At 66.5% G+C, this 26046-nt stretch carries 25 protein-coding genes and 1 riboswitch; of the genes, 11 read left to right on the top strand and 14 right to left on the bottom strand.

The features are described 5' to 3' along the window. Nucleotides 1–2: 2 nt before the first annotated feature. The 7 genes from ACHMXB_RS09330 to ACHMXB_RS09300 all read right to left on the bottom strand — a co-directional run bounded on the left by ACHMXB_RS09330 (nt 3) and on the right by ACHMXB_RS09300 (nt 7364). Nucleotides 3–716 carry a metal-dependent transcriptional regulator gene (locus ACHMXB_RS09330; protein WP_395404673.1) on the bottom strand — a complete coding sequence of 238 codons (714 nt, stop codon included), beginning with the start codon at nt 714–716 and terminating at the stop codon, nt 3–5. A 31-nt stretch (nt 717–747) separates the two neighbouring features. Continuing rightward, complete coding sequence (locus ACHMXB_RS09325) at nt 748–1506, bottom strand: class I SAM-dependent methyltransferase (RefSeq protein ID WP_395404671.1); 759 nt, start codon at nt 1504–1506, stop codon at nt 748–750. 117 nt (nt 1507–1623) lie between these two features. Continuing rightward, nucleotides 1624–3030, bottom strand: coding sequence for an aminotransferase class V-fold PLP-dependent enzyme (locus ACHMXB_RS09320; RefSeq protein WP_395404669.1), 1407 nt, complete (start codon nt 3028–3030; stop codon nt 1624–1626). A gap of 34 nt (nt 3031–3064) precedes the next feature. Beyond that, nucleotides 3065–3178, bottom strand: a riboswitch (SAM riboswitch). 180 nt (nt 3179–3358) lie between these two features. Further along, nucleotides 3359–4171, bottom strand: coding sequence for a histidinol-phosphatase (hisN, locus tag ACHMXB_RS09315; RefSeq protein ID WP_102972027.1), 813 nt, complete (start codon nt 4169–4171; stop codon nt 3359–3361). Nucleotides 4172–4237: 66 nt separating this feature from the next. Further along, nucleotides 4238–5353 (bottom strand): ribosome small subunit-dependent GTPase A, encoded by a 1116-nt coding sequence (locus ACHMXB_RS09310; RefSeq protein WP_395404667.1) that lies wholly within the window; start codon nt 5351–5353, stop codon nt 4238–4240. Beyond that, nucleotides 5337–6773 (bottom strand): 3-phosphoshikimate 1-carboxyvinyltransferase, encoded by a 1437-nt coding sequence (gene aroA / locus ACHMXB_RS09305; protein WP_395405213.1) that lies wholly within the window; start codon nt 6771–6773, stop codon nt 5337–5339. Before aroA ends, ACHMXB_RS09310 begins: the two co-directional genes overlap by 17 nt. Before the next feature lie 21 nt (nt 6774–6794). Beyond that, entirely contained in the window at nt 6795–7364 is a 570-nt protein-coding gene (locus tag ACHMXB_RS09300) for a DoxX family protein (protein WP_395404665.1), read from the bottom strand. 251 nt (nt 7365–7615) lie between these two features. Between ACHMXB_RS09300 and ACHMXB_RS09295 the strand changes: the two genes are divergently transcribed. Continuing rightward, the gene (locus tag ACHMXB_RS09295) at nt 7616–8557 is read left to right on the top strand and encodes a sigma-70 family RNA polymerase sigma factor (protein ID WP_395404663.1); all 942 of its coding nucleotides are present in this window, start codon (nt 7616–7618) and stop codon (nt 8555–8557) included. Then, the gene (gene rsrA, locus ACHMXB_RS09290; RefSeq protein ID WP_102972031.1) at nt 8554–8814 is read left to right on the top strand and encodes a mycothiol system anti-sigma-R factor; all 261 of its coding nucleotides are present in this window, start codon (nt 8554–8556) and stop codon (nt 8812–8814) included. Before ACHMXB_RS09295 ends, rsrA begins: the two co-directional genes overlap by 4 nt. Before the next feature lie 84 nt (nt 8815–8898). On the opposite strand, the gene ACHMXB_RS09285 is transcribed toward rsrA, so the two are convergent. From ACHMXB_RS09285 to ACHMXB_RS09265, 5 genes are all read right to left on the bottom strand, one after another. Then, nucleotides 8899–8973: a 50S ribosomal protein bL37 gene (locus ACHMXB_RS09285; protein ID WP_369299106.1), complete on the bottom strand. Its 75-nt coding sequence runs from the start codon at nt 8971–8973 to the stop codon at nt 8899–8901. A 121-nt stretch (nt 8974–9094) separates the two neighbouring features. After that, nucleotides 9095–9700 (bottom strand): PadR family transcriptional regulator, encoded by a 606-nt coding sequence (locus ACHMXB_RS09280; protein ID WP_395404661.1) that lies wholly within the window; start codon nt 9698–9700, stop codon nt 9095–9097. Next, entirely contained in the window at nt 9700–10527 is an 828-nt protein-coding gene (locus tag ACHMXB_RS09275) for a DUF4097 family beta strand repeat-containing protein (RefSeq protein ID WP_395404659.1), read from the bottom strand. The genes ACHMXB_RS09280 and ACHMXB_RS09275 overlap by 1 nt, the downstream gene beginning before the upstream one ends. Before the next feature lie 90 nt (nt 10528–10617). Then, on the bottom strand, nt 10618–11217 hold the full coding sequence (locus tag ACHMXB_RS09270; protein ID WP_395404657.1) for a GDSL-type esterase/lipase family protein: 600 nt from the start codon (nt 11215–11217) through the stop codon (nt 10618–10620). Nucleotides 11218–11358: 141 nt separating this feature from the next. Beyond that, nucleotides 11359–15186, bottom strand: coding sequence for a multifunctional oxoglutarate decarboxylase/oxoglutarate dehydrogenase thiamine pyrophosphate-binding subunit/dihydrolipoyllysine-residue succinyltransferase subunit (locus ACHMXB_RS09265; protein ID WP_395404655.1), 3828 nt, complete (start codon nt 15184–15186; stop codon nt 11359–11361). Nucleotides 15187–15640: 454 nt separating this feature from the next. Between ACHMXB_RS09265 and ACHMXB_RS09260 the strand changes: the two genes are divergently transcribed. The 5 genes from ACHMXB_RS09260 (at nt 15641) to ACHMXB_RS09240 (ending at nt 20912) form a co-directional block, all read left to right on the top strand. Next, nucleotides 15641–17026 carry a hemolysin family protein gene (locus tag ACHMXB_RS09260; protein ID WP_395405211.1) on the top strand — a complete coding sequence of 462 codons (1386 nt, stop codon included), beginning with the start codon at nt 15641–15643 and terminating at the stop codon, nt 17024–17026. Continuing rightward, a complete protein-coding gene (locus tag ACHMXB_RS09255) occupies nt 17023–18093 on the top strand; it encodes a hemolysin family protein (RefSeq protein WP_395404653.1) in 1071 nt (356 codons plus the stop codon). Before ACHMXB_RS09260 ends, ACHMXB_RS09255 begins: the two co-directional genes overlap by 4 nt. 130 nt (nt 18094–18223) lie before the next feature. After that, the gene (locus ACHMXB_RS09250) at nt 18224–19225 is read left to right on the top strand and encodes a metal ABC transporter solute-binding protein, Zn/Mn family (protein WP_395404651.1); all 1002 of its coding nucleotides are present in this window, start codon (nt 18224–18226) and stop codon (nt 19223–19225) included. Then, entirely contained in the window at nt 19222–20037 is an 816-nt protein-coding gene (locus ACHMXB_RS09245; protein WP_395404649.1) for a metal ABC transporter ATP-binding protein, read from the top strand. The genes ACHMXB_RS09250 and ACHMXB_RS09245 overlap by 4 nt, the downstream gene beginning before the upstream one ends. Beyond that, nucleotides 20037–20912, top strand: coding sequence for a metal ABC transporter permease (locus tag ACHMXB_RS09240; protein WP_395404647.1), 876 nt, complete (start codon nt 20037–20039; stop codon nt 20910–20912). The genes ACHMXB_RS09245 and ACHMXB_RS09240 overlap by 1 nt, the downstream gene beginning before the upstream one ends. Nucleotides 20913–20962: 50 nt before the next feature. On the opposite strand, the gene ACHMXB_RS09235 is transcribed toward ACHMXB_RS09240, so the two are convergent. Next, complete coding sequence (locus ACHMXB_RS09235) at nt 20963–21427, bottom strand: Fur family transcriptional regulator (RefSeq protein WP_395404645.1); 465 nt, start codon at nt 21425–21427, stop codon at nt 20963–20965. A 95-nt stretch (nt 21428–21522) separates the two neighbouring features. Here ACHMXB_RS09235 and ACHMXB_RS09230 point away from each other — a divergent pair, with 95 nt between their 5' ends. After that, nucleotides 21523–22179 carry an MBL fold metallo-hydrolase gene (locus ACHMXB_RS09230; protein ID WP_395404643.1) on the top strand — a complete coding sequence of 219 codons (657 nt, stop codon included), beginning with the start codon at nt 21523–21525 and terminating at the stop codon, nt 22177–22179. Here ACHMXB_RS09230 and ACHMXB_RS09225 read toward each other — a convergent pair. Further along, on the bottom strand, nt 22176–23255 hold the full coding sequence (locus ACHMXB_RS09225) for a PLP-dependent cysteine synthase family protein (RefSeq protein WP_395404641.1): 1080 nt from the start codon (nt 23253–23255) through the stop codon (nt 22176–22178). The genes ACHMXB_RS09230 and ACHMXB_RS09225 overlap by 4 nt on opposite strands. A 72-nt stretch (nt 23256–23327) precedes the next feature. On the opposite strand from ACHMXB_RS09225, the gene ACHMXB_RS09220 reads away from it, so the two are divergent. The 3 genes from ACHMXB_RS09220 (at nt 23328) to ACHMXB_RS09210 (ending at nt 25820) form a co-directional block, all read left to right on the top strand. Then, the gene (locus ACHMXB_RS09220; RefSeq protein WP_395404639.1) at nt 23328–24170 is read left to right on the top strand and encodes a sulfurtransferase; all 843 of its coding nucleotides are present in this window, start codon (nt 23328–23330) and stop codon (nt 24168–24170) included. Between the two features lie 70 nt (nt 24171–24240). Continuing rightward, nucleotides 24241–25395, top strand: a complete 1155-nt coding sequence (locus tag ACHMXB_RS09215) for an NAD(P)-dependent alcohol dehydrogenase (RefSeq protein WP_395404637.1) — start codon at nt 24241–24243, stop codon at nt 25393–25395. Further along, on the top strand, nt 25392–25820 hold the full coding sequence (locus ACHMXB_RS09210; protein ID WP_395404635.1) for an HIT family protein: 429 nt from the start codon (nt 25392–25394) through the stop codon (nt 25818–25820). Before ACHMXB_RS09215 ends, ACHMXB_RS09210 begins: the two co-directional genes overlap by 4 nt. Nucleotides 25821–26046 lie beyond the last annotated feature (226 nt).

Here is a 26046-nt window from a genome sequence, read left to right as displayed (position 1 = left end):
GCCTACAGGCCGGCCATGCGGCAGCCGGGATGCGCGGAGTCGCTGTGGATCCAAAGAGCGGAGGCCACTTCGTCGGCGAGGTCGACGTCACGGCTGGTCCCGAGGGAGCCGATGCGGACAACCAGAGCGCCGCCGAAGGGCTTGCGGCCGCGCACCTCGACGTCGGCGTCGAGGCTGATCTTTTCTGCTGCGAGGTAGCGCAGCAGCTCCGGGTTCTCGTCGCTGATCCGGGTGATCCTGCCGGTGTGGCCGTCGTCGAGTTCGATCATCCGGTGGGCGGACGGCATCCGGACGGAACCGTCGGCCGAGGGGATGGGATCGCCGTGCGGGTCCCTGGACGGGTTGCCCAGCCGGGCTGCCAGCCTCTCAATGAACGTGTCCGAGACCGCATGTTCCAGCTGTTCGGCCTCGTCGTGGACTTCGTCCCAGCTGTATCCCAGGTCCTTGACCAGATAGGTCTCAATAAGCCGGTGCCGCCGGACCATGGAGAGGGCAAGCCGGACTCCCTGGGGCGTGAGCGTGATGGCGCTGTACGGCTTGTGCAGGACCAGGCCCTGGTCCTTGAGCTTGCGCACCATCTCGGAGACCGAGGAATTGGCCACGCCGAGGCGCTGTGCAAGCTGGGTGGAGGTAATGGGCTTGTCCTGCCATTCCGTGAAGGAATAGATGACCTTAACGTAGTCCTCGATTGAGGAGGAGGGCGTACTGGTCTTCACAGCTTCAAGCCTACCTGCTGCCGCCACGGCGTTACGCCCGGACAGCCCGCCAGGTCTGGGTGAGGTAGGGGAGCTGCAGCAGTTCGCCCTCGGCATGCCCCAGATGTTCGTGCAGGTACCAGGTCAGGTTGCCGGTCACCTTGGCGCGGATGGCGTCGTTGGCCGCGAGGTAATAGCTGCGGGACTTGGCCAGCTCGAGGATGTCGTCCGGGGTGACGGGGTCCTCCCACCGGGTCAGGTGGCTTTCGAGGGACGCGAATTCCGGGCCTATTTTGGGGCGGAAGTGGGGCTTATGGACGTCCCCGGCGTGCATGATGCGGGACAACCGGTGCACCCAGGGCACTGATGTGTCCAGCTGGTTCCAGATCAGGCCCAGCACTCCGTGCGGTTTGAGGATCCGGGAAATCTCGGTGCTGGCCTGCAGCGGGTCGCACCAGTGCCAAGCCTGGGCAACGCTGACGACGTCGAACGCCGCCGCGGGCAGTCCGGTTGCCTCCGCGGTCCCTTCCAGAGCTTGGACCCCCGGGTAGGCGCGGCTGAGCTGCTCCAGCATGTCCACGGATGGGTCCACCGCGCTGACGCTCAGCCCGCGTTCCACCAGCAATGCCGTGAATTTTCCGGTTCCGGCGCCAATGTCGGCAGCAGTGCGGGCCCCGGCTGGAATGAGCCAGTCCGCGGAATCAGCAGGGTAGCCGGGACGGACGCGGTGGTAGTGCTCGCCGCCGTCCTGGAAGCTTTGCCCAAGCTCCTGCCGCCGTCCGTGATGAAGTTTGGGACCGCCCCGTGCCACGCACAGTCTCCTTAGCCCGACGTCGAAAATTACCTTTCGAATTTACCCCACGGGGACCGTTGGCAGGGGACCGTTGCCGTGGCAGGCCAAGGGTGGCGGCTTAGTCCCGGGTAGCGGCTAGTCCTGCGCGCAGGGTGCTGCGCCCGCGGTGCCGGGGGTGTTGGGTGCCCACTCCGGGTAGGTGCGGGTGTCGTTCGCCGGGACCCAGCGTCCGGCGTCCACCACGTAGTCCCAGCCGAGGCCGGAGCGGCGGAGTTCTTCGATGCCGGCGAGCAGCCGCTGGGCGTCCTCGAGCCGTGATCCCACACCGAAGCTGGCGCGCAGGGATCCGGACGGCAGGCCGAGACGCTTCAGCAGCGGGTGCGCGCAGAAGCGGCCATCGCGCAGGCCCACACCGTGTTCGGCCGACAGGTAGGCAGCCACCAGGCCGGCGTCGTATCCCTCCACGGAGAAGTTGACCACGCCGATGGCGTCGTCCGGGTCGCTGTCGGCGAAGATCTGGTGGACGGTGACACCGTCGATTTTGCGCAGCCCCTCGACGAGGAAGGACCGGATGGCGGCCTCATGGGCGTGCCAGCCCTGTGGATCAAGGGCAGCGATCACCTGGGTTGCCCGGGCCAGCGTGGCCGCGCCGAGCACGTTGGGTGAGCCGCCCTCGTGGCGGGCAGGGCCGGTGGCCCAGCTGACGCCGTCGAGCCGGGCCTCGCTGACGGCGCCGCCGCCGGCGAGGTGGGGGGTGCCGGCGTCGAGCCAGTCGGGGCGGCCGATCAGGACGCCGGCCCCGAAGGGGGCGTAGAGCTTGTGGCCGGAGAAAGCGAGGTAGTCGACGTCGTCCGCGGCGATGTTGACGCGGCGGTGCGGTGCGAGCTGCGCGGCGTCCACCACGATCCGGGCGCCGAATTCGTGGGCAAGCGCAGCGAGGCGCCGGATGGGCAGGATTTCGCCGGTGACGTTGGACGCGCCGGTCACGGCGAGGAGGCTGACATCGCCGTGTTCCAGTTCGGCGCGCAGGCTGGCGATGGTGTCTTCCAGCGTCTCCGATGCCACCACGCTGCGGTGCGGCACGCCCTGCCAGGGCAGCAGGTTGGCGTGGTGCTCGATGTCCAGGTACAGCACTTCGCCGGTGTGGTGGTGGTCCTCCACGGGCAGGCAGCCGGCCAAGAGGTTGAGGGAGTCGGTGGTGTTCCGGGTGAAGATGACGGCGTCGTCGGCGCGGCCGCCCACGAACTCCCGCACGATGCTCCGCGAGTTCTCGTACACGGAGGTGCTGATCTGCGAGGCATAGCCGGCGCCGCGGTGCACGCTCGCGTAGTACGGCAGGATCTCGTTGAGGTACGCGGAAACCACTGACAGCGCAGGCGCGGAGGCGCCGTAATCGAGGTTGGCGTAGCGGACGTGGCCGCCCTGGATCAGCGGAGCCTGGATTTCTGCGCCGGTGACGGCTGCCAGGGGACGGCCGGCGGCGGCAAATCGGCCGTCCAGCACGTCTGAGCCGGTGGTGGAAGAAATGATTGCAGTCGTCATGGGACCTCACTGAGAAAGGACCCCGTGTGACGGGGATCCGCGCTTGCCGGGTCCGTTCCGGATCGGCCTGGTCGTCACCCGGGGCACCCCACCGCGAATGGAGGGTTGCCGGCCAGCTAACCGGGGTTTAGCGCTGGCACTCGTGACCTGTTACGAGACTAGGACATCCGGACGGGCGATGAAAAAGCCTGTCCGGAATGTTAAGCGGATTATTACGTAGCCCGGATATCGGGCCCGAGGCCGAATAATCGACGGCGAACGCCCCCGGAAGGGGACATCCGCCGTCGTAATATTCAGCGATAGAGGCGGCAGGCGCGGTGGGACGGAACTAGAGCAAATCGTCCAGCTGCGGGTTCAGGCGCTTCAGGACTTCCGAGTGCAGGATCGAGTTGGTAGCCAGCGCATTGCCGCCGAATGGGCCGTCGGTGCCTTCGAGGGAGGTGAAACGGCCGCCTGCCTCGGTCACGATCGGCACCAGCGCCGCCATGTCGTACAGGTTCAGCTCAGGTTCGCAGGCGATGTCCACGGCCCCTTCGGCCACCATGCAGTAGGACCAGAAATCGCCAAAGGCCCGGGTGCGCCAAACCTCCTCGGTGAGCTGGAGGAACTCATCGAGGTTTCCGCGGTCCTTCCAGCCGCCGAGGCTGGAGTAGGACAGTGAGGCGTCAGCGAGGCTGGACACATTGGATACCTTGAGCCTCGTGGCGGCCGCGAGGGAACGGCCCGAGTAGGCGCCCGCGCCTTTGGCCGCCCACCAGCGCTTGCCCAGCGCAGGGGCGCTGACCACGCCGACCACGGGTTCGCCCTCGTCGACGAGGGCGATCAGCGTGGCCCACACCGGCACGCCGCGGACAAAGTTTTTGGTGCCGTCGATGGGGTCGATGATCCAGCGGCGGGAACCGTGGCCGGAACTTCCGAACTCCTCACCGAGCACGGCATCACGGGGACGGGAACGGGACAGCTGGCCGCGGATGGACTCCTCGGCGGCCTTGTCCGCATCGGTGACCGGCGTCAGATCTGGCTTCGTCTCGATCTTGAGGTCCAGCGCTTTGAACCGGCTCATGGTCTGGTCGTCCACGGAATCGGCCAACACATGGGCCAGACGCAGGTCATCATTGTAGGTTGAAGCGGGTTGGGTCATGGTTCCAAACTACCCTCAAAGGCCCTGCGGGGCGGGGAGGCAGCCGCCTGCCTGCGCCGCGGGAGGCTAGCCCACGCTGCCGAGTTCCTTGGTTTCCTGGGCCTCCATGCGCGGGTCGGTGCCCAGCAGGCGGCGCAGGGACGCGAGCCTGGCTGCTCCGGTGGGGCCGGCATGCCCGGCCGCAACCCAGGCATCCACGCCGCAGTTGACGGCCGTGGCGTCGTGCTTGCAGCCTCGTTCGCAGGCCTCGGTGCCCGGCTCAAGGTCGGGGAAGGAGTGCAGGATGCGGTCCGGGTCGACGTGGGCCAGCCCGAAGGAGCGGATGCCTGGCGTGTCGATGATCCAGCTCCCGGCCGGGGCGTCAGCGAGCTTGAGGGCAAGGGCCGACGACGACGTGTGCCGTCCGCGGCCCGTCACGGCGTTAACGCCGCCGGTGGCACGTTCGGCGCCCGTCAGGGCGTTGACCATGGTGGATTTTCCGACGCCGGAATGGCCCAGCATCACGGTCACCTTGCCGTCCAGGTGGGCGCGGAGCTCGGACACGGCGGCCACGTCGAGCCGGGCGGAGAGGCCGTCGTCGGACCGGGCGTCGATGCCGCCGGCCTCGGAATCGGCCGTGCGGCTGATGATGACGGGAAAGTCGAGGTGGCGGTAGTTGTCCAGCAGCCCGGTGGGGTCCTTGACGTCCGCCTTGGTGACCAGCAGCAGTGGTTCGATCCCGGCGTCGTAGGCTGCCACAAGCGCCCGGTCGATAAACCCGGTGCGGGGCTCCGGGTTGGCAGCAGCGACAACCACCACCAGCTGGTCCGCATTGGCGACAACCGCCCGTTCCACGGGATCGGTGTCATCGGCGCTGCGGCGCAGCAGGGTTTTGCGGTCCTGGATTTTCACGAGCCGGGCAAGCGTGTCCGGCTCGCCGGACACATCACCTACGAGGGACACGAAGTCTCCGGCCACCACGGGGGAACGGCGCAGTTCCCGCGCACGGGCGGCGATGACTGTCCGCTCGTTGCCCGAATCCTCGCCGACGACAGCCGTGTAACGCCCCCGGTCAACCGTGATGATCCGTCCGGTCACGGCGTCCTCGTGGCTGGGGCGGTCCTTCGTCCGAGGCCGGGAACCTTTCTTGTTCGGCCGGATCCGGACGTCGGATTCGTCCCAGGAATCAGTGCTGCGTGCCACCGGGGGTCCCTGCGGTGGTGGCGGCTGCCGTGCCTGCGCCTGCGCTGTTTGCGCCTGCGGTGGTGGCGCCGGCGCCAGCACGCTGTCCGAGCATGTCCGCCCACAGCTTGGGGAAGTCCGGCATGGTCTTGGACGTCGTGGCGATGTCCTGCACTTCTACACCCCTGACCGCCAGCCCGAGGATGGCCCCGGCGGTGGCCATCCGGTGGTCGGCGTAGCTGTGCACGACACCGGCATGCAGTTCCGCGGGCCGGATGATGAGTCCGTCCTCTGTTTCCTCGGCATCGCCGCCGAGGCGGTTGATCTCGGTGACGAGCGCGGCGAGCCGGTCCGTCTCGTGTCCGCGGAGATGGGCGATGCCGCTCAGCCGGGAGGGGCCGGATGCCAATGCACACAGTGCGGCGACGGTGGGCGCGAGCTCACTGGTTTCGGCGAAGTCGGCGCCCTTGATGTCACTGCCGCCGGTCACCGTCAGGGTGCCGTCCTGCAGGGTCACCGTTGCCCCCATGTCCGTGAGGATGCTGCGCCACATGTCGCCCACCTGTGTGGTGTGCTCCGGCCAGTCCGGAATCCGTACGGTGCCGCCCGTCGCCAGGGCAGCGGCCAGGAACGGGCCGGCGTTGGACAGGTCCTGCTCGATGGGCTGGTCGAACGCGCGGATCGGGCCGGGGCTGACAATCCAGTGGTTCGGGGTGGAGTCATCCACCACCACGCCCGCGCCGCGGAGCACGGCAATGGTCATGTTGATGTGGTCCAGGCTCGGGACCGTGCTGCCGGAGTGTTCTGGGCTTGAGTGTTCAAGGTGCAGGCCGTCCGCGAACCGCGCCCCCACCAGCAGCAGCGCGGAGACGAACTGCGAGGACGCGCTGGCGTCAATGACGAGGTGACCGCCACGGACCTGCCCCGTGCCGTCGACGCGGAACGGCAGCGAGGCGGGCATACCGCCGTCGTCGCCGCTGACGGTGACGCCCAGGCCTGCAAGCGCCTCGATGATGGTTCCCATCGGACGCGCCCGGGCGTGGGGGTCGCCGTCGAAAACGGTGGCACCGCTGCGGAGTGCCGCCAGCGGCGGAACAAACCTCATGACGGTTCCTGCCAGGCCGCAGTCGATGGCGACGTCGGCACGGCCGGAGTTGGCCGGAATCGGCGTCACCTCCAAGTCCGGGCCGAAGGCGCCGTCGCCAGGCACTTCCCGGATGTCCGCGCCCAGCTGGCGCAGGGCTTCGATCATCAGCGCTGAGTCGCGGGAGTGCAGCGGTGCACGGAGCCGGGACGGCCCGTCGGCCAGCGCGGCGAGCACCAGGTACCTGTTTGTCAGCGACTTTGAGCCCGGCACGCGGACCGTGGCGTCAACCGGCTGCTCCGCAAACGGCGCGGGCCAGTGCGGAGCTGCGCCGGAGGTCTCAGCGGACGCGCCCATGGGTGAAGCCGTCATTCCTGCTTATGCCCCCACCGCGTGGTCAACAGCCCGGCGGACTGCCTTGTCGGCGTTGCGGACAGCCTTGTCGGCACTGTGCAGCTTCTTGCCGGTGGTCTTGCGGGCGTCCGCGGCGAGGTGGCTCGCAGTCTTGCGTGCATCGGCGGCGAGGTGCTCTGCGCGCCAGGCAAGGCCGGGCTTGCCGGCTGTGTCCACGGAGGCCAGCAGCACACCGCCGGTGAGGGTGATGTTCTTGAGCAGCTGGTTGCGTCGGGCTTCCCGGCCCTCCTTGCTGCTGATGTCCGCGCTGCGCCATTCAACGAAGGCGTTCAGTGCAGAGATGACGGCCAGCACCGAGGCTGCCAGGCGCGCAGATTTGCCGAGCGCGAAGAGGACACCTGCTCCTACCTGCGCTCCGCCGATGACCCGTGCCAGGACCTTCTCGTCCGTCTGGAACGGCAGGGCTTCGGAGGCGCGGCGCAGGAGGGGCGACAGTTGCTGTGCGGTGTCGTCCGCATTCCTGAGCTTGTCCGTTCCGGCGAGGATGAAACTAGAGGCCAGCATCGGCCGGGCAAAAAAGCGGGCAACGGACATGAATTTCCTCCTGGATGGCCGAGCCGCGGTGGCCGCGGCGGAGTCGGTTCTAGTCTTGCACTTTTGCGGAATATTTGCCCACCGCGCGTCGTTGTGTACTTCAGGCCGGATGCATTCAGCAGGCGGTGTCCTGTGCGGTTTCCGGTGTTCAGCGGCGGCTGGGGAATGGCCTGAACCGGCAAGAGCGCGGACCGCCGCCCGAACATGGGCCTGATCAAGCGGGTCTCAATAAGCGGAGTGGAGATGGAGCATTGACTTTGGTGAAGGAAGCTGTGGTGCGAAGTCCCGCCAAGATGCGGCCGTTTGCGGTCCCGGAAACCGACGCGCTCGAGGGGGGAAATGCCTTTTCGGGCCCGGACGTCTTCGCCGGCCCGGACTACGGCACGGCACGCTCCGGCACGGCACTCTCCGGCACGGCACGCCGTCAGAAGCGGTCAGCGCCGATCAAAGTAGACTTGAACGCAATGAGCACCGTGGATCCGGCCCTGCAGGGCATACAGGAGGACGCCGCCAACGGCATCCCGAAGACTGGCACGTCACCCGCCGCTGAAGCGGCAGAAGATATCGACGTCGGTTCGGAGAGCGCCGAAGCGCGCCGTGCCCGGTTTGAGCGAGACGCCATGCAGTACGTGGACCAACTTTATTCCGCGGCAATGCGCATGGCGCGGAACCCGGCCGATGCAGAGGACCTCGTGCAGGAGGCGTATACCAAGGCGTTCTCCGCGTTCCATCAGTACAAGCCGGGCACCAACCTGAAGGCCTGGCTGTACCGCATCCTGACGAACACCTACATCAACCTGTACCGGAAGCGGCAGCGGGAACCCCTGCAGTCGAATTCGGACACCATCGAGGACTGGCAGCTTGCACGTGCCGAGTCCCACACCTCCAGCGGGCTGCGGTCCGCGGAGGCCGAGGCCCTGGACCACCTGCCTGATTCGGACGTCAAGCGGGCCCTGCAGGCCATCCCGGAGGAGTTCCGGCTGGCCGTGTACTTCGCCGACGTGGAGGGCTTCGCGTACAAGGAAATTTCGGACATCATGAACACCCCCATCGGTACAGTGATGTCCCGGCTCCACCGGGGCCGGAAGATGCTGCGGGACGAGCTGGCGGACTACGCCGCCGACCGGGGATTCAAAGCTGCTGCAGACGCCACGGCGACAACCGAAAGCAACAAACAGGAGAACGGGAAATGAGCGACTGCCAGGGATTGGGCGATTGCGATGACACCAGGATGCAGCGCATCTACGAGTATCTGGACGGGGCCTTGACCCGCAGCGACCTTGCGGAGATCAAGCAGCACCTGGACGAGTGCCCTGAATGCACCCAGCAGTACGATCTGGAGTGCGTCATTCGAAAAGTGGTGAAGCGCTCCTGTACCGAGGCTGCTCCGGAGAACCTGAAGAACGCCATCCTGCAGCGGATCCACACGATCCGGCCGGTGGACGCCTGACGGGTTGCCTGACTTAAACGCGATGCCCCCGCTACCTTGCTGGTAGCGGGGGCATCGTGTTTAAGCTTCGGTTCAAGCCGTGGCTTAGGTGTTGGGGCGCTTCCCGTGGTTCGCGCCGCCACGCTTACGGTCACGACGCTTACGTGCACGCTTGCTCATAGCTGGCCTCCTTAATTTCGTTACCCAAAAGAGTTGCCCTCTAGTCTCCCATATCAGCGGACCGGCTGCGAACTGGCGGCGGAGCGGGGCAGGGAACCGGGACCCGGAGCCCGAACGGCGCCTACAGTGAGTTCCGGATCGAGACCCGGGCCTGGTCCAGCACGGTCCGCACGGTTTCCAGGGCCACCGGTGTCATGGGCCGGGCGCTGGTGTGCAGGCGCAGCTCGGCGCGCATGTCGTCGCGGAAGGCCTGCAGCAGCATCTCCGCCTCCTTGAGCATGCGCTGTCCCTCCGCGGTGTAGCGGCCCGGTACTGCCGGATCCGCGGACCTGGCCGCGGTGCGGGCCGCTTCCGCTGTGGCCGCAAGGTCCGCACGCAGCCCGCGCATGTTGCTGCGGATGTCGGCGCGAAGGTCGTCGGCGAGCCGGCGGACCGATGCCGCAATGTCGTTCTCCACGGTCTCCAGCTCCTCGCGCCGGCTGTTCAGCTCAGCCAGGCCCGCAGCGGTGATGCGGTAGTTGGTACGGCGCCCCTGGGATTCCGTGGCCACCAGGCCTTCCTCCTCCAGCTTGCCCAGGCGCGGATAGATGGTGCCGGCGCTGGGGGAGTAGGTGCCGCCGAACCGGTCGCTGAGCGCCTTGATGAGTTCATATCCGTGCTTTGGGCCCGCCTCGAGGAGCGCCAGCAGATAGAGCCGGAGCGCGCCGTGGGCAAAGACGGGAGGCATCAGAGCGCCGGTTCCGGTGCGGCCGGTGCCTGGCCATGGAAAATGGACGTCTTTCCGGACACGGAATTGGTCCGGACCAGCATGAGTTTGGCGTCCGGGCCCGAGATGGTCTGCACCTTGCCGCCGGGGTGGCCATACTTCCGGTCATCGATGACCACCGGACCCGTGGCCGACTGGGCCACGATGTCCACGCCGACGTCATGCGGGACGCGGACAGTCAGGTCCCCGGACACCGAGTTCGCGCCGAAGTCGTGGGTGTAGCCGTGCAAGTCGAAGCTCATGTCGCCGCTGACGGTGTTGGCCCGGATATTGCTGAACTTGCCGGACGCCGTGACCTCGCCTGAGACGCTCTTGGCCGTGAGGACGCCGCTGTGGTTGCGGGCGATCACTTCGCCGCTGACGGTGTTGACGTGCAGTTCACCAGTCGTCCCGTCGGCCAGCAGGGAACCGGTCACGGTGCTCAGCCGGGTCCGGCCGTGGACGCCCGAGACCAGTCCGTCCCCGCTGACGGTGCCTGCCTCGACCTCGACGCCGGCTGGTACAGCGATGCTGATAACCACGGAGTTGTCGCTGCTGTTGTTGACCGAATCCATCAGGTTCTTGAACCAGCCCTGCGGCCCATGCAGCTGGTGGCGGATTTCAAGGCGGCCGCCGGTCACGGACACGGCCAGCGGATCGCCGTGCACGTCCGACACCTCGATCCGGACGGCTGCCTCATCGTGCGTGACGATGTCCAGCCTGCCGCGGACGATGCCCACTTTAAGGTGCGAGACGCCCTCAACGTCCATGGTCTGCGGCCCGGTGACGGACCAGGAGTTCTCTTCCATGATTCCCTCCACTTGCGATATATCGTGACTGTGGAAACCACGCTAGTCCCCAAGCGCGTGAAGATCAAGATATATCGCGAGTGGGCTTTCCTACTCCGGGCTGTCTATCCCCAGCCACTGGAACCAGCCCCGGTGGAGCACCAGCCATGCCATGAGCCCGTAGCCCGCCTGCCCGGGTGTGCCGCCGTTGGCCGCCAGATCCTGGCGCCACTGCTCATGGTTGACCAGCGGTGAAAATGTGTCGACGTAGAGGTGCTTGCGCCGGGTGGTTACGTCCGCAAAGGCGGTGTTCAGTTCACCGAGGCGGCGGTTCTGCAACGGATCCAGCGTGGGGGGCGGCCCCACGACGAAGACCTCCAGCCGCTTCTGCGTGGCTGAATCCAGGATGTTGGCGAGATTGAGCCGGCTCCGGGCGGTGGACAGCCCGAACTCGATGTCCCGGCCGGAAAGACCGATGACAAGCCGGTTCTCATGGTTGTCGGCGAACCGGCGGCCGGCCTCCTCAAGCCAGCGCGCAGCCAGCCCCTCCGTACCTTCCTGGGGGCATGGAAGCGAAAAACTCTCCACCGTCATGCCGTCCTGCGGAGTGCGGGCGAGCACCCGGCCCAGCCATCCCAGCGCCCGGGGATCGCCGAGCCCGGCCAGCAGTTCATCTCCAACAGCCGCAATCCGCAGCTTCCTGTCTTCCACTACTACCTCTTCACTTGTTGGGAGGGCGTGTCCCGGATACGGACCGTTTGCATGCCAGCCTAAAGGTCCATTAACTCACGCCGATTAACAGAACTGCCCGGCTGGAACGGTATGTCACCGTCCGGCCGGGCAGCTGTTCTGCTACTTACGGGCGAATGCCTGCTTCAGGAGCGTGTCCTGCTCCGCAGCGTGGCGTTTCATGGAGCCGGCTGCCGTGGAAGCGGAAGCCGGGCGTGAAACCAGACGCACCTTCCGGTCCAGGGCGGTCGGCAGGTGCAGGCCCATGAACGGCCACGGACCCTGGTTGGCGGGCTCGTCCTGCGCCCACACAACTTCCGCGTTCGGGTACTTCGCCAGTTCGGCTTCGATCTCCGCCTGCGGCAGCGGGTACAGCTGCTCGACGCGGATGATCGCGGTCGACTTATCGCCTGTCTTCTGCCGCGTGGACAGCAGGTCGTAGTACAGGCGTCCGGAGACCAGGAGAACACGCTCGACGGCGTCTCCCTGCAGCTGCTCGTGCTCGCCGATCACCGGGCGGAAGCCGCCGGTGGTGAAGTCCTCCACGGACGAGGCAGCGGCCTTGAGGCGCAGCAGCTGCTTCGGTGTGAAGATGATGAGCGGCTTGCGGGGCCGGCTGTAGGCCTGGCGGCGCAGCAGATGGAAGTGCGAGGCGGCCGTCGTCGGGTTGGCGACGATGATGTTTTCCTCCGCACACAGCTGCAGGAACCGTTCGATACGGGCCGAGGAGTGGTCCGGACCCTGTCCCTCGTAGCCGTGCGGAAGCATCAGCACGAGCGACGAGCGCTGGCCCCACTTCTGTTCGGCGGACGAGATGAACTCATCGATGATGGTCTGCGCGCCGTTGACGAAGTCGCCGAACTGCGCTTCCCACAGGACCAGGGCATCGGGACGCTCCACTGAGTAGCCGTATTCGAAGCCCATGGCTGCGTATTCGGACAGCAGGGAGTCGTAGATCCAGAGCTTGGCCTGGTTGTCCGACAGGTTGCCCAGGGGCAGCCACTCGTTGCCGTTGGCGCGGTCGTGGAACACTGCGTGGCGCTGGACGAACGTGCCGCGGCGTGAATCCTGGCCGGCAAGGCGTACGGGGACGCCTTCCATGATCAGGGAGCCGAAGGCCGCGATTTCGCCGAAGCCCCAGTCGATGCCGCCTTCACGGGACATCTGTTCACGCTTCTCCAGCAGCTGCTTGAGCTTGGCGTGGACGGTGAAGCCTTCGGGGATCTCGACGTGCGCCTTGCCAATGCGGGCCAGGGTGTCTGCCGAGATCGCCGTCGACGCCGGGGCGTTCGTTCCGATGTCGGACTGCTGTGCCTGGGGACGCTCGATGTCTGATACCGCTGCCGAGTCGGCAGTGATGATCGGAATGGGCGAGGTCTGCGCCGCGTGGGTCTCGGCGAAGACGCGCTCGAGGCGTTCCTGGTAGTCGCGGAGCAGCTGCTCGGCTTCTTCCTCGGTGATGTCACCGCGGCCGATCAGCGACTCGGTGTAGAGCTTGCGGACAGAGCGCTTGGCCTCGATGAGGTTGTACATCAGCGGCTGCGTCATCGAGGGGTCATCGCCCTCGTTGTGTCCACGGCGGCGGTAGCAGACCATGTCGATGACGACGTCCTTGTGGAACCGCTGGCGGAACTCGTAAGCGAGCTGGCCGATGCGGACAACTGCCTCGGGGTCATCGCCGTTCACGTGGAAGACCGGAGCCTGGATCATCTTGGCGACGTCCGTGGAGTACGTGGACGAGCGCGAGGAGGACGGTGCGGTGGTGAAGCCGACCTGGTTGTTGACCACGATGTGGATAGTTCCACCGGTGCGGTAGCCCCGCAGCTGGGACAGGTTGAGCGTTTCCGCCACAACACCCTGGCCGGCGAAGGCCGCATCGCCGTGGACCATGATGGGCAGCACAGGGAACGACTGCCCCTGGTCCAGCCGGTCCTGCTTGGCGCGGACAATGCCCTCCAGGACCGAGTCCACGGCCTCAAGGTGCGAGGGGTTGGCGGCGAGGTAGACCTTGGTCTCCTTGCCGTTGTCCGACGTGAACGTGCCCTCGGTGCCGAGGTGGTACTTGACGTCACCGGAACCCTGCACGGAGCGCGGGTCCTGGGTGCCTTCGAACTCGCGGAACACCTGGGCATAGGTCTTGCCGGCGATGTTGGTCAGCACGTTGAGGCGGCCGCGGTGGGCCATGCCGATGGCAACCTCGTCCAGTCCGTCGTCGGCTGCATCGGAGATGACTGCATCCAGCAGCGGAATCAGTGATTCGCCGCCTTCCAAGGAGAACCTCTTCTGGCCCACAAACTTGGTCTGCAGGAAGGTCTCGAAAGCCTCTGCGGCGTTCAGCTTGGAGACGATGCGCAGCTGCTCGTCGCGGCTCGGCTTGGAGTACGGGTGCTCGAGCTGGTCCTGGAACCACTTGCGCTCGGCAGGGTCCTGGATGTGCATGTACTCGATGCCGGTGGTGCGGCAGTAGGCGTCCCGGAGCACGCCGAGGATGTCGCGGAACTTGAGCATCGGCTTGCCGCCGAAGCCGCCGGTGGGCCACTCGCGGTCGAGGTCCCACAGGGTCAGGCCGTAGGTGAGCACGTCGAGGTCGGGGTGCTTGCGCTGGACGTACTCGAGGGGATCGGTGTCCGCCATGAGGTGGCCGCGCACGCGGTAGGAGTGGATCAGCTGCTGGATCCGGGCGACCTTGTTGATCTGGTCGGCCGGGTCCACCTGCAGGTCCGGGCTCCAGCGCACAGGCTCGTACGGGATGCGCAGCGCTTCGAAGATCTCGTCGTAGAAGTCCTGCGCGCCGAGGAGCAGGGAGTGGACGAGCTTGAGGAATTCGCCGCTGCCGGCACCCTGGATGACGCGGTGGTCGTACGTGGAGGTCAGCGTGAGGATCTTGCTGATGGCGTTCTGGGCGATGATCTTCTCGCTGGCGCCCTGCCATTCGGCCGGGTAGTCGAGGGCGCCGACGCCGATGATGGCGGCCTGGCCCTTCGACAGGCGGGGCACGGAGTGCACGGTGCCGATGCCGCCGGGGTTGGTCAGCGACACGGTGGTGCCTGCGTGGTCGTCAGCCGTCAGCTTGCCGTTGCGGGCGCGCTTGATCAGGTCTTCATAGGTGTGCCAGAACTCCGCGAAGTTCATGGTTTCGGCCTTCTTGATGTTGGGAACCATCAGAAGGCGGGTGCCGTCGGGCTTTGGCATGTCAATGGCGATGCCGAAGTTCACGTGTGCTGGCTGGACCGCGACGGGCTTGCCGTCGACCTCGTCGTAGTACACGTTCATGGACGGGAACTGGGAGAGGGCCCGGACAACGGCATAGCCGATGAGGTGGGTGAAGGAGACCTTGCCGCCGCGGGCACGGGCTAGGTTGGAGTTGATGACAACCCGGTTGTCGATCAGGAGCTTGGCCGGAACCGCCCTGACGCTGGTGGCCGTGGGCACCTCGAGGCTGGTGACCATGTTCGTCGCAATGGCCTTGGCCGGTCCGCGGAGGACGGATACGACGTCTTCCTCGGGGGCGGTGGGAGCCTTGACGTTCTTCGGCAGCTGGGCGGGGATAGGCTGGGCGCCGGTGCCCGCCTCAGACTTCTTCGCACCGTCGCGGGCCACCGTTGCCGGAGCCTTCTTGGCAGGTGCAGGCTGGGCAGGGGCTGCCGCCGGCGCCGGTGCCGGAGCTGCCGCAGGCGCCTGGGCCGCGGGAGTAGCGGATGCCGGTGCCTTCGTGGGCGCCGGGGGAGTGACAACAGGAAGTTCGCGGGTGGCCGGGTTGGCCGCCGGTGACGTCACTGCCGGCACGCCGTTGGAAGATGGACCGCTGCCGCTGTCGAATGATTCGAACAAGGGCCACCACTTGGCATCAACCGTGTTCTTGTCCTGCTGGTAACGCTCGTACAGTTCGTCAACGAGCCACTCGTTTCCACCAAATTCCTCTGGCAGACGGTGGCTAGGCTGCTCTGGCACTTGAAATACGCCTCTTCCATGAGTTTGATTTCCCTCTGGTCGCCTAAGGTGCCACGGCACAACGATCGAACCAGTTTCTGTGTCCTATGAACCCAGACCTTTGCCAGTCTAATGACCGTTCCGGGTTAACTGCCAATAAGGGTGACCCAAATCATGTACCGCCCGAATTATGGCGAAATGGCGTCCACACGAGCCCGGAACAGTGTCCTTTCCGCCGTCCCCGGACGGCGGTTCCGGACAGGCCGGATGGGCCCCTTCAGCCCTCTGTGGCCGCGCGTTGCTCCTGTAGACTGCAATCCTTATGGACAGTAGATATAGGTGCCATGGACGGTAAATCCAGGTGCCGGCCTGGGGGCTTTCAGCGGAGCGCGGTCAGCGCCGCACAGCCCGACCACAGCGCCGGCAAACCCACTGGCCCGGGCCGCTGCCGCCGACGACTTCCGGCTGGCCCATGATGGAGTGGCTCCTTGTCACCGCCGGACTGCTCCTCATCCTCGGAACAGGCTTCTTCGTCGCCGTCGAATTTTCCCTTATTGCGCTGGACCAGCCCACAGTGCAGCGTGCCGTTGACGACGGCGACGCCGCCGCAGTGCCGCTGCTCAAGTGCCTGAAGTCCCTGTCCACGCAGCTGTCCAGCTGCCAGCTCGGCATCACCATGACCACCCTATTGACGGGTTACGTCATGGAACCGTCTGTTGGGGCGCTGCTCGAGGTGCCCATCGCCGCCGTCGGGATCCCCGAGCCGGTGGCCGGTTCCGTCTCCCTGGTTATCGCCATGGTGGTCGCGACGGGGCTGTCCATGCTTCTGGGCGAGCTCGTTCCCAAAAACATGGCCATAGCCCTCGCATTCCGCATCGGCCGCGCCCTGGCAAGGCCGCAGCTGGTCTTCACCGCCATTTTCAAGCCCGCCATCGTGGTCCTGAACGGTTTTTCAAACAAGGTCCTGAACGTCTTCGGGCTGGAGGCCAAGGAGGAGATCTCCGGGGCCCGTACGCCGGCGGAGCTTGCCTCCCTGGTGCGCAGGTCCGCGGCCATGGGCACGCTCGATCCGGGGACCGCGAACTTCATTGCCCGCACGCTGAACTTCTCGGGCCGCAGCGCCGCTGACGTGATGACGCCGCGCATCCGCGTCGAAACCATTGACGCCAGCCAGCCGGTCTCGGACATCATCGACGCGGCCCGCCGCAGCGGATATTCGCGCTTCCCCGTCATCGGCGAGTCTGCGGACGATATCCGCGGGCTGGTGCACGTCAAGAAGGCCATCGCAGTTCCTCCGGGCCGGCGGCGGAAGCTCGAGGCCGGCGCCATCATGACGGACGTCCTCCGGGTCCCGGAAACCATCCACCTGGACGCCCTCCTGGCGGAGCTGCGGGAAGGAAACCTGCAGCTGGCCGTAGTGCTGGATGAGTACGGCGGAACTGCCGGGATCGCCACGCTGGAGGACCTGGTCGAGGAAATCGTGGGCGAAGTGGCCGACGAGCACGACAAGGTCCGGCCGGGGCTTCTGCAAAGCGCCTCCGGTGACTGGTACTTTCCGGGCCTGATGCGGCCGGACGAGCTTTCGGAACAAATTCCGGGCCTCGCCGTTCCCGACGAGGCCGCTTACGAGACCGTGGGCGGGTACGTCATGAGCGAACTTGGACGGATTCCCGAGGTTGGGGACACCGTGGAAGCGGGCGGCGGAACGCTCAGCGTTACGAGGATGGACGGCCGGCGCATCGACCGGATCTGCTTCAGGCCGCACCGTGAACCCAGGGACAGCGCCGCCAACAGCGGCAAGTCCACCAACCACGGCAAGTCCGCCAACCACGGCAAGCCCGGGAACGGCGGCCGGTCATGAGCGACTGGGCCGGACTGATCTGGCTGGTGGTGCTGCTCCTGGGCAACGCCTTCTTCGTGGCGGCCGAGTTCGCCGTCATGTCCGCACGCCGGAGCCAGATTGAGCCGCTGGCAGACGAGGGTGTCCTGCGCGCGCAGACCACCCTGCGGGCCATGGAGAACGTCTCCCTGATGCTGGCATGCGCCCAGCTCGGCATTACGGTGTGCTCGCTGCTGATCCTGCTGGTGGCGGAGCCGGCGATCCACCACCTGCTTGCCGAGCCCCTTGCCGGGCTGGGGGTGCCGTCGGAGATTGCCGACGTCTCGGCGTTCGCGGTGGCCCTGATGCTGGTGACGTTCCTGCATGTGACGTTCGGGGAGATGGTGCCCAAGAACATTTCCGTCTCTGTTGCCGACAAGGCAGCGCTGCTCCTGGCGCCGCCGCTGATGTTCATTGCACAAATCGTGAACCCGGTCATCGCGGCGCTCAACTGGTCCGCTAACCACATCCTGAAGCTGATGCGCATCGAGCCCAAGGACGAGGTCAATTCCACGTTCACGCTGGAGGAGGTTCAGTCCATCGTGCAGGAGTCCACGCGGCACGGCCTGGTGGATGACGACGCCGGCCTGATCGCCGGAGCCCTGGAATTTTCGGAGTACACCGCCGGAAGCGTCATGGTTCCGCTGGAACGGCTGGTCATGATGAGGTCCTCGACCTCCCCGCTGGAGTTTGAAAAGGCTGTCAGCCGCACCGGTTTTTCCCGCTTCCCGATGCTGGACGACGACGGCCTGCTGGCCGGTTACCTCCACATCAAGGACGTGCTTGCCATTCCGGAATCTGGCTATGAGGCGCCCATCGCGGAGAGCCGAATCCGGTCACTGGCCAACCTCTCGCGCGACGACGAGATAGAAATGGCGATGTCCGTGATGCAGCGTTCCGGCTCACATCTGGCGCGCGTCATGGGGCCGGGCGGGCAAACCGAAGGGGTGCTGTTCCTGGAGGATGTCATTGAGCAGCTTGTGGGGGAAATCCGGGATGCCAACCAGGCAAAGGGGATCCGGCGGCTGGGCAGGCCCGACGGCGAATAGCGGCCCGGGTGCCCCGGTTGACACCCGCTCTGCCGAGTTCTAAATAGGAATCATTCCTATTTAGCGCTACACTCGAGTGGGGGTTGCCCCCTCCCCGCAGCCCGACCTGTTCCAGAACCGAGGTATTTCCGTGCCCAGCAATGCCCGCACTTTCCTGACCGCCGCCGTGGCCGGCTTCGGCCTGCTCCTCACCGGCTGCGGTTCGCCGGCGGCCCCGACGCCAAGCGCAGACGCCAGCGGCCGCATCGCCGTCGTCACGTCCACGAACGTTTACGGGGACATTGTTGAGGCTATCGGCAGGGACAAGGTCAACGTCGCGGCCATCATCTCCCGTCCGAGTCAGGACCCGCACTCCTACGAGGCCAACGCCCAGGACCGCCTGACCGTGTCCAAAGCCAAGCTGGTGGTGGAAAACGGCGGCGGCTACGACGATTTCATCCACACCCTGGCGGACGACAGCAATCTGCCGCACGAGAACATCATCAGTGCCGTGGACGTGTCCGGGCTGGCCCCGGAAGCGGCGGGCACGGCTTCCGCCCTCGCAGAGTCCGCCCACACAGAGTCCGCCCACGCAGGGGACGGGCACTCCCATGCCCACGGCGACTTCAACGAGCACGTCTGGTACAGCTTTGACGCCATGTCGCACCTCGCCGATGCAGTGGCAGCCCGGCTCAGCGCACTCGATTCCGGCTCGGCTCCCCAGTTCACCGCCAATGCAGCCGCGTTCAAGTCCGGTCTCACCAAGCTTGAGAGTAAGATTTCCGCAATGAAGACCTCGCACGGCGGCGCCGGCGTCGCTGTGACCGAACCGGTTCCCCTCTACCTGCTGGACGCGGCCGGACTGGAGAACCGCACGCCTGCCGAGTACACGGCCGCCGTGGAGGAAGGCGCGGACGTACCGCCCGCGGTCCTGAAGGCGGCCACCTCGACGGTCGCGGCCAAGGACACGAGTTTCCTCGCCTACAACGAGCAGACGGAAGGCCCGCAGACCCAGGCCGTCAAGAATGCGGCCAGCGCCGCCGGCACGCCGGTGGTGAACTTCACTGAAACACTTCCGGACGGCAAGACCTACCTGGAATGGATGGCGGACAACGTGGAAAACGTCAGCAAAGCACTGAAGGGCCAGCGTTGAACCCAGTCATCAGCCTGAAGCAGGCGTCCCTGAAGTTCGGCCGGCGCGCGCTCTGGGAAGACCTGAACCTGGACATCAATCCGGGGGAGTTCTTCGCGGTACTGGGGCCAAACGGGAGCGGCAAGACCAGCTTCCTTAAGGTCCTGCTGGGGCTGCAGGAGCTGCACTCGGGCGACGCGAGCCTCGGCGGCCACCCTGTGGAGCGGGGCAGCCGGCTGATCGGCTACATCCCGCAGCAGAAGCCCTTCCTGCCGGACACCCCCATGCGGGCCCGCGACCTTGTGGGCCTCGGCGTCGACGGGCACCGCTGGGGAATCCGGCTGGGTACCGCCAAAGCCAATCGCAGGATTGACGAGCTGCTGGACCTCGTCGGGGCAAGCGACTACGCCAAGGTGCCCGTCGGGCAGCTGTCCGGCGGCGAGCAGCAGCGTCTCCGCGTGGCCCAGGCCCTGGCCACCGACCCGAAGGTGCTGCTCTGCGACGAGCCGCTCCTGTCGCTGGACCTGCACCACCAGCAGGCCGTCAGCGCACTCATCAACAAGCAGTGCCATGACCGGAAGAGCGCCGTGGTGTTCGTGACCCACGAGATCAATCCGATCATCGACTACGTGGACCGCATCCTGTACCTGGCTGGCGGCCGTTTCAGCGTGGGAACGCCCCACGAGGTCATGACCACCGAGGTTCTCTCCGACCTCTACGACAGCAACGTGGAAGTGATCCATGCCAACGGCCGGATCGTCGTAGTCGGTCTGCCCGACGCCACCACCCACCATCATGACGAGGCGCATGCCGCTGCAGGGGAGGGTTCCTGATGGATCTGGATTCGCTCCTGCAGTCGGTGTTTAACTTCGAGAACTACGGCGAATTGCTGGTGCTGGTGCAGAACTCGCTGTGGGCCGGCGCGGTGCTGGGGCTCCTCGGCGGCCTCGTGGGGACCTTCGTGATGAAGCGCGACCTGGCGTTCGCCGTCCACGGAATCTCCGAGCTGTCGTTCGCCGGCGCCGCCTTCGCACTCCTGATCGGCACCGACGTGGTGTTCGGCTCCCTGGTGGGTTCCGTGGCGGCCGCGCTGTTGCTCGGGCTCATGGGCGTCCGGGCGCGGGACAAGAACTCCATTATCGGCGTGATCATGCCCTTTGGCCTCGGGCTCGGCATTCTCTTCCTGTCGCTCTACGAGGGCAGGGCCGCCAATAAGTTCGGACTCCTCACCGGGCAGATTGTCTCGGTGGACACCGTCCAGCTCCAGGTCCTGGCGGGGACCGCGGTGGCCGTGATGGCAGCGCTGTGCGTCATCTGGCGCCCGCTGAGCTTCGCCAGCGTTGATCCCGAGCTGGCCGAGGCCCGCGGTGTTCCCGTGCGGTCGCTTGCCCTGGTTTTCATGGTGCTCCTGGGGGTCAGCGTGGCGCTGTCCATCCAGATCGTGGGTGCCCTGCTGGTTCTGGCCCTGCTGATCACTCCGGCGGCTGCGGCCCTCCGGGTGACGTCCTCGCCGCGCCTCGTGGTGCTGCTGAGTGTGGTGTTTGCCGTTTCGGCGACAGTGGGGGGAATCCTGCTCGCCCTTGGCGGCCGCATCCCTATCAGCCCCTACGTCACCACGCTGTCGTTCCTGATTTACCTGGTGTGCCGGGTCATCGGCAGCGTCCGCGCCAGGCGCGGCCTCAACGGCCGGGTCATGCGGACCGCCTGAATTCATTGGGCGCGCGGCCTACTGCGGCCGGTTCCTACTGCGCTCGGTTCCTACTGCGCGGAGGCCTTGCGTGCCGAGCAGTCGGGGCAGAGGCCGTAAATCTCAACCGTGTGGGCAACTTCCGTGAAGCCGTGCTCCTGCGCGGTCCGCGCCGCCCAAGTCTCGACGGCGGGGGCTTCCACTTCCACGGCCTTGCCGCAGTTGCGGCAGAGGAGATGGTGATGGTGCACCGTCACGGCGCAGCGGCGGTAGACGGCCTCGCCGTCGCCGTTGCGCAGCACGTCCACGAGTTCCTCGTCGGCCAGTGACTGCAGGATCCGGTAGGCAGTGGCGAGGGAGACCGAAACACCCTTGTTCTGGAGGATCCTGTACAGCTCCTGGGTGCTCACGAAGTCATTGAGTTCGTCCAGGGCGGCGCTGACAGCGATCCGCTGCTTGGTGACGCGCTGCTCTTTCCCGCCGGCCGCGGTCGTCGGTGCCTGTGGTCTGCCGTCAGCGCTGGTGCGTTGTGGCATGGATGAACTCGCTTTTCTTTCGGGTAATGGCAGGCTTTAACGTTACCAGCCGGAGGCGCGTGGACACTGATCGGACCCGTCCCTAGGCTGGCTCCATGAAGCTGACCAAATTCACGCACGCCTGTGTCCGGCTCGAAAAGGATGGCCATGTGCTGGTCCTGGACCCCGGAACCTTCTCCGAAACTGCCGAGGCGCTCGATGGCGCACACGCCGTCCTCATCACGCACGAGCACGCCGACCATATCGATGTTCCCGCCGTGGCCTCCGCGCTTGCGGACAATGGCGGGCTGGAACTCTTCGCACCGAAAGGCGTGGCGCAGAACGTGAGCAAGGAAGCGCCGGACGCCGCGGACCGCGTGCACGCCGTGGAGCCCGGGACGGCCTTCGACGCCGCAGGATTCGCGGTCCGCAGCTTCGGAGGGCAGCATGCGCTGATTCATCCCCAAATTCCGGTGGTCGCCAACATTGGCTACCTCGTGGACGAGGACGTCTACCACCCGGGCGACTCGTTCATAATCCCGGACGGCATCAGCGTGGGCACGCTCCTGGTCCCGATCCATGCCCCGTGGAACAAGGTCAGCGAGGTGGTGGACTTCGTGATCGGCGTCCGCGCCGAGCGGGCGTTCAACATCCATGACGGGCTCCTGAACGACACCGGCCTTGGCCTGGTGGAGGGCCATGTGAAGCGGATCGGAGCCAAGTACGGCACCGAATACACCCACCTCTCCAGCCGGGAATCCGTGGAGCTTTAGGGCTGCCAGACACCCGTCTCGAAGAACTCCTTCAGCGTGTCCTCGTGCGGCTGCGGATCCAGTCCCTGGGCCGCCAGCCACGCTCGGCTGTAGTGGCTGCCGGCGTACCGGTCACCGCCGTCGCACATCAGCGACACGATGCTGCCCCGTTCGCCGCCCGCCACCATCTGGGCGACGAGCTGCCAGACACCCCAGAGGTTGGTGCCCGTGGAGGGCCCGGCGTGCAGCCCTGCCAGTGTGTGCAGGTGACGCATGGCTGCGACCGAGGCGGCGTCGGGCACCTGGATCATGTGGTCAATGACAGACGGGACGAAGCTCGGCTCCATGCGGGGCCGGCCGATCCCCTCGATCCGCGAGGGCATGCCGGTGCTGAAGTCTGCAGCGCCGCTCCGCCAGCCGGGGTAGAAGGCGGAGTTTTCCGGATCGACCACCGCCAGGGACGTGGCGTGGCGGTGATAGCGGAGGTAGCGGCCGATTGTGGCGCTGGTCCCGCCCGTTCCGGCTCCCACCACAATCCAGCGGGGGACCGGATGCTCCTCCAGCGCCAGCTGCTCAAAGATGGATTCGGCGATGTTGTTGTTGCCGCGCCAGTCGGTGGCGCGCTCGGCGTAGGTGAACTGGTCCATGTAGTGGCCCCCGCTGGTGGCGGCAACCTCGGCGGCTGCGGCATACACCTCTGAGGCATGGTCCACCAGGAGGCAGGCGCCGCCAAACTGTTCGATCAGGGCGATCTTTTCCGGGCTGGTGGTGCGGGTCATCACGGCGATGAACGGCAGGCCCAGGAGTTGTGCGAAGTACGCTTCGGAGACCGCGGTGCTGCCGCTGGATGCCTCCACGATGGTGGTGCCCTCGTGGATCCACCCGTTCACCAGCCCGAACAGGAAGAGGGAGCGGGCCAGCCGGTGCTTCAAGCTTCCGGAGCGGTGCGTGGATTCATCCTTGAGGTACAGCTGGACGCCCCAGTGTTCCGGCAGCGGCACGGAATACAGGTGGGTGTCGGCCGACCGGTTGTTTTCCGCGTTGATCTTGCGGATAGCCTCATCCGCCCATGCCCGTTCACTGAATCGCCTGCTCACGGATTCAGCCTACCGGCGCAGACATCCGGGGCTAGAGTTGGGTCTGTTCGACCGGCCTATCCAAGGAGACAGATGAACACCCTCATTGACGTGGCCGGGCTGAACGCCCGGATGGCCTCCGGCCAGCGCACCGTGGTGCTCGATGTCCGCTGGGCGCTCGGGGATCCGGAGGGCCGCAGCCATTACCTGAAGGAGCACATCCCGGGCGCTGTGTACGTGGACCTGCCCACCCAGCTGGCGGACCCGGCAGATCCCGGCCGCGGGCGCCACCCGCTGCCTTCGCCGGCCCGCTTCCAGGAAGCGGCACGGTCCTGGGGGATACGCGACGGCGACGTCGTGGTCGCCTACGACGATGCCGGCAACACCTCCGCTGCCCGGGTGTGGTGGATGCTCCGGAATGCCGGCGTGCGCACCGTTTACCTGCTCGACGGCGGCCTGGCCGCCTGGCGCACGGCAGGTTTGCCGGTGGAGGGCGGGGCAGTGCAGCCGGAAACCGGAGATGTGGTGCTCGCCGGCGGCGGCATGCCGGTGACCGACGCCGACGGAGCCGCGGCCTGGGCCGCCGGAGGCGTGCTGCTGGATGCGCGCGCCGGGGAACGGTACCGCGGCGAAGTCGAGCCGGTGGACCCCCGGGCCGGCCACATTCCCGGCGCCGTCAGCGCTCCCACCACCGGGAACCTCGACGACGACGGCCGCTTCCTGCCGGCGGAGAAGCTGCGGCAGCGCTTCGCCGGCCTTGGGGTCGACGCAACGACGGCCACCGCCGTCTATTGCGGCAGCGGCGTGACGGCCTCGCATGAGATAGCGGCCCTGGAAATCGCCGGTTTCAGCGCCGCGCTGTTCCCCGGCTCCTTCTCCGAATGGTCCAACGACGCCTCCCGCCAGGTGGCCACGGGCGCCGATCCGGGAAAGTGAGTAGCGGTGGGCCAGGTACGGAGTGCACGGGCAATTGGAACTCACCGGGGTGCCGCGGTAGCGTCGCCCTATGACTCCTGGACGCCCCGTGCCCCCGCCGCTGATCCTGCGAATCGAACTGGACGGGACCGCCGTCGGACCCCTCGACGGTCGCCTTGCCGCCGCCCGCGGCGCTTCATCCGCCACAAGCGGGCTGGTCGAGCTGACAATTGCCCGCCGGGCACCCAAAGCCGACGACGTCGAGATTGCCATCGAGTTCTGCGGCCTCTGCCACTCGGACGTTCACGCCACCCGGGGGGAGTGGGGCTCCCAGAACTACCCGCTCGTGCCGGGCCACGAGATTGTGGGCAGGGTCAGCCGCGTCGGTTCTAACGTAAAGGACTTCCAACCAGGAGACCGCGTTGGCGTGGGCTGCATGGTGGATTCCTGCAGGGAATGCGAGAGCTGCCTCGAAGGGCTGGAGCAGTACTGCGAACGCGGCATGACCGGGACCTACGGGGCTAAGGATGCCAGGAACGGTGACGCCGTGACGCAGGGCGGCTACGCCACGTCCGTGGTAGTGGACCGCCGGTACGTCCTGCGGGTGCCGGAAAACCTGGATCCCGCGGCCGCCGCCCCGCTGCTCTGTGCGGGCATCACCACGTTCTCGCCGCTGCGCCGCTTCGGTGTCCGGGAAGGCCATGTGGTCGGCGTCGTTGGCCTGGGCGGCCTTGGGCATATGGCCGTCAAGCTGGCAAAAGCGATGGGGGCCGAGGTCAAGGTCTTCACTACCTCTAACTCCAAGGTGTTGGCGGCGCTGGAACTCGGCGCTGACGCAGTAGTGCTTTCCCGGGATGAGGAAGCGATGGCCGCTGAGAACCGGAGCATCGACGTCATCATTGATACGGTGGCAGCGCCGCACGACCTCAACCCGTTCTTCCGGACCCTGCGCCGGGACGGGGCCCTGTTCCAGCTCGGCCTGCCCTCCGAAGCCATGCCGCCTGTCAATCCCGGGGCACTGATCAGGCGGCGGATCTCCTACGGCGGTTCCCTGATCGGGGGCATCGCGGAGACACAGGAGATGCTCGACTTCTGCGCCGAGCACGGAGTCGTCTCGGACATCGAACTGGTCGGTGCCGAGCAACTCAACGACGCCTATGACCGGATGGTCGCAGGTGATGTGAAGTACCGTTTTGTCCTGGATGCATCCACACTGCAGGAACCGTCGGAAAGGGCTGACGCATGAGCACGTTGTTCACCAAGATTCTCAACGGGGAGATCCCTGGCCGGTTTGTCTGGCGGGAACCGGACGTCTCCGCGTTCCTCACCATGGGTCCGCTTGCGGACGGGCATACCCTGGTTGTGCCGACCGAGGAAGTGGACCGCTGGACGGACGCCTCGCCGGAGACCCTCGCCAAGGTCATGGAAGTGGCCCGGCGCATCGGTGCGGTGCAGGTGGACACGTTCGGGGCAGCCCGGGCAGGACTCATCGTGGCCGGTTACGAGATCAACCACATGCACGTGCACGTGTGGCCTTCCAACAGCATGGCGGAATACAACTTCGCCACCGCCGAGCATAACCCCGATCCGGTGCGGCTGGACGCGAACGCGGAGAAGCTGCGTGCAGGCCTGCGCGACGCCGGCTACGGGGAGTTCGTGCCGGAGGCTTAAGCCAGACGCCACACCGGCCCGGGTGCGGATCCCCGCCGGCTCGGAGGGAGTCGGCCTGCCGGGTCAGCGCCGCGAGGACCGAGACACCCTGCTGGACGGGCAGCAGCGCCGTGAAATACGTCATGCAGTCGGTGCCGGGCGGAGGGACACCGTCCACTCACGGAAAGCCTCGCCTGTTGCCCGGCCAGCATGCCCTTTACGTCCTCGGAGGCGCGGAACTGGTCGA

Source organism: Arthrobacter sp. UC242_113 (assembly GCF_044054585.1).
Classification (GTDB): Bacteria; Actinomycetota; Actinomycetes; order Actinomycetales; family Micrococcaceae; genus Arthrobacter.
This window is presented reverse-complemented; position numbering and strand designations above follow the sequence as displayed.

Excerpts from the sequence above, each read along its gene's own strand:
- hisN (WP_102972027.1), bottom strand. The coding sequence starts at position 4,171 with ATGACCCAACCCGCTTCAACCTACAATGATGACCTGCGTCTGGCCCAT.
- ACHMXB_RS09235 (WP_395404645.1), bottom strand. The coding sequence starts at position 21,427 with ATGCCACAACGCACCAGCGCTGACGGCAGACCACAGGCACCGACGACC.
- ACHMXB_RS09230 (WP_395404643.1), top strand. The coding sequence starts at position 21,523 with ATGAAGCTGACCAAATTCACGCACGCCTGTGTCCGGCTCGAAAAGGAT.
- rsrA (WP_102972031.1), top strand. The coding sequence starts at position 8,554 with ATGAGCGACTGCCAGGGATTGGGCGATTGCGATGACACCAGGATGCAG.
- ACHMXB_RS09255 (WP_395404653.1), top strand. The coding sequence starts at position 17,023 with ATGAGCGACTGGGCCGGACTGATCTGGCTGGTGGTGCTGCTCCTGGGC.
- ACHMXB_RS09215 (WP_395404637.1), top strand. The coding sequence starts at position 24,241 with ATGACTCCTGGACGCCCCGTGCCCCCGCCGCTGATCCTGCGAATCGAA.
- ACHMXB_RS09320 (WP_395404669.1), bottom strand. The coding sequence starts at position 3,030 with ATGACGACTGCAATCATTTCTTCCACCACCGGCTCAGACGTGCTGGAC.
- ACHMXB_RS09210 (WP_395404635.1), top strand. The coding sequence starts at position 25,392 with ATGAGCACGTTGTTCACCAAGATTCTCAACGGGGAGATCCCTGGCCGG.
- ACHMXB_RS09280 (WP_395404661.1), bottom strand. The coding sequence starts at position 9,700 with ATGCCTCCCGTCTTTGCCCACGGCGCGCTCCGGCTCTATCTGCTGGCG.
- ACHMXB_RS09220 (WP_395404639.1), top strand. The coding sequence starts at position 23,328 with ATGAACACCCTCATTGACGTGGCCGGGCTGAACGCCCGGATGGCCTCC.
- ACHMXB_RS09260 (WP_395405211.1), top strand. The coding sequence starts at position 15,641 with ATGGAGTGGCTCCTTGTCACCGCCGGACTGCTCCTCATCCTCGGAACA.
- ACHMXB_RS09300 (WP_395404665.1), bottom strand. The coding sequence starts at position 7,364 with ATGTCCGTTGCCCGCTTTTTTGCCCGGCCGATGCTGGCCTCTAGTTTC.
- aroA (WP_395405213.1), bottom strand. The coding sequence starts at position 6,773 with ATGGGCGCGTCCGCTGAGACCTCCGGCGCAGCTCCGCACTGGCCCGCG.
- ACHMXB_RS09275 (WP_395404659.1), bottom strand. The coding sequence starts at position 10,527 with ATGGAAGAGAACTCCTGGTCCGTCACCGGGCCGCAGACCATGGACGTT.
- ACHMXB_RS09240 (WP_395404647.1), top strand. The coding sequence starts at position 20,037 with ATGGATCTGGATTCGCTCCTGCAGTCGGTGTTTAACTTCGAGAACTAC.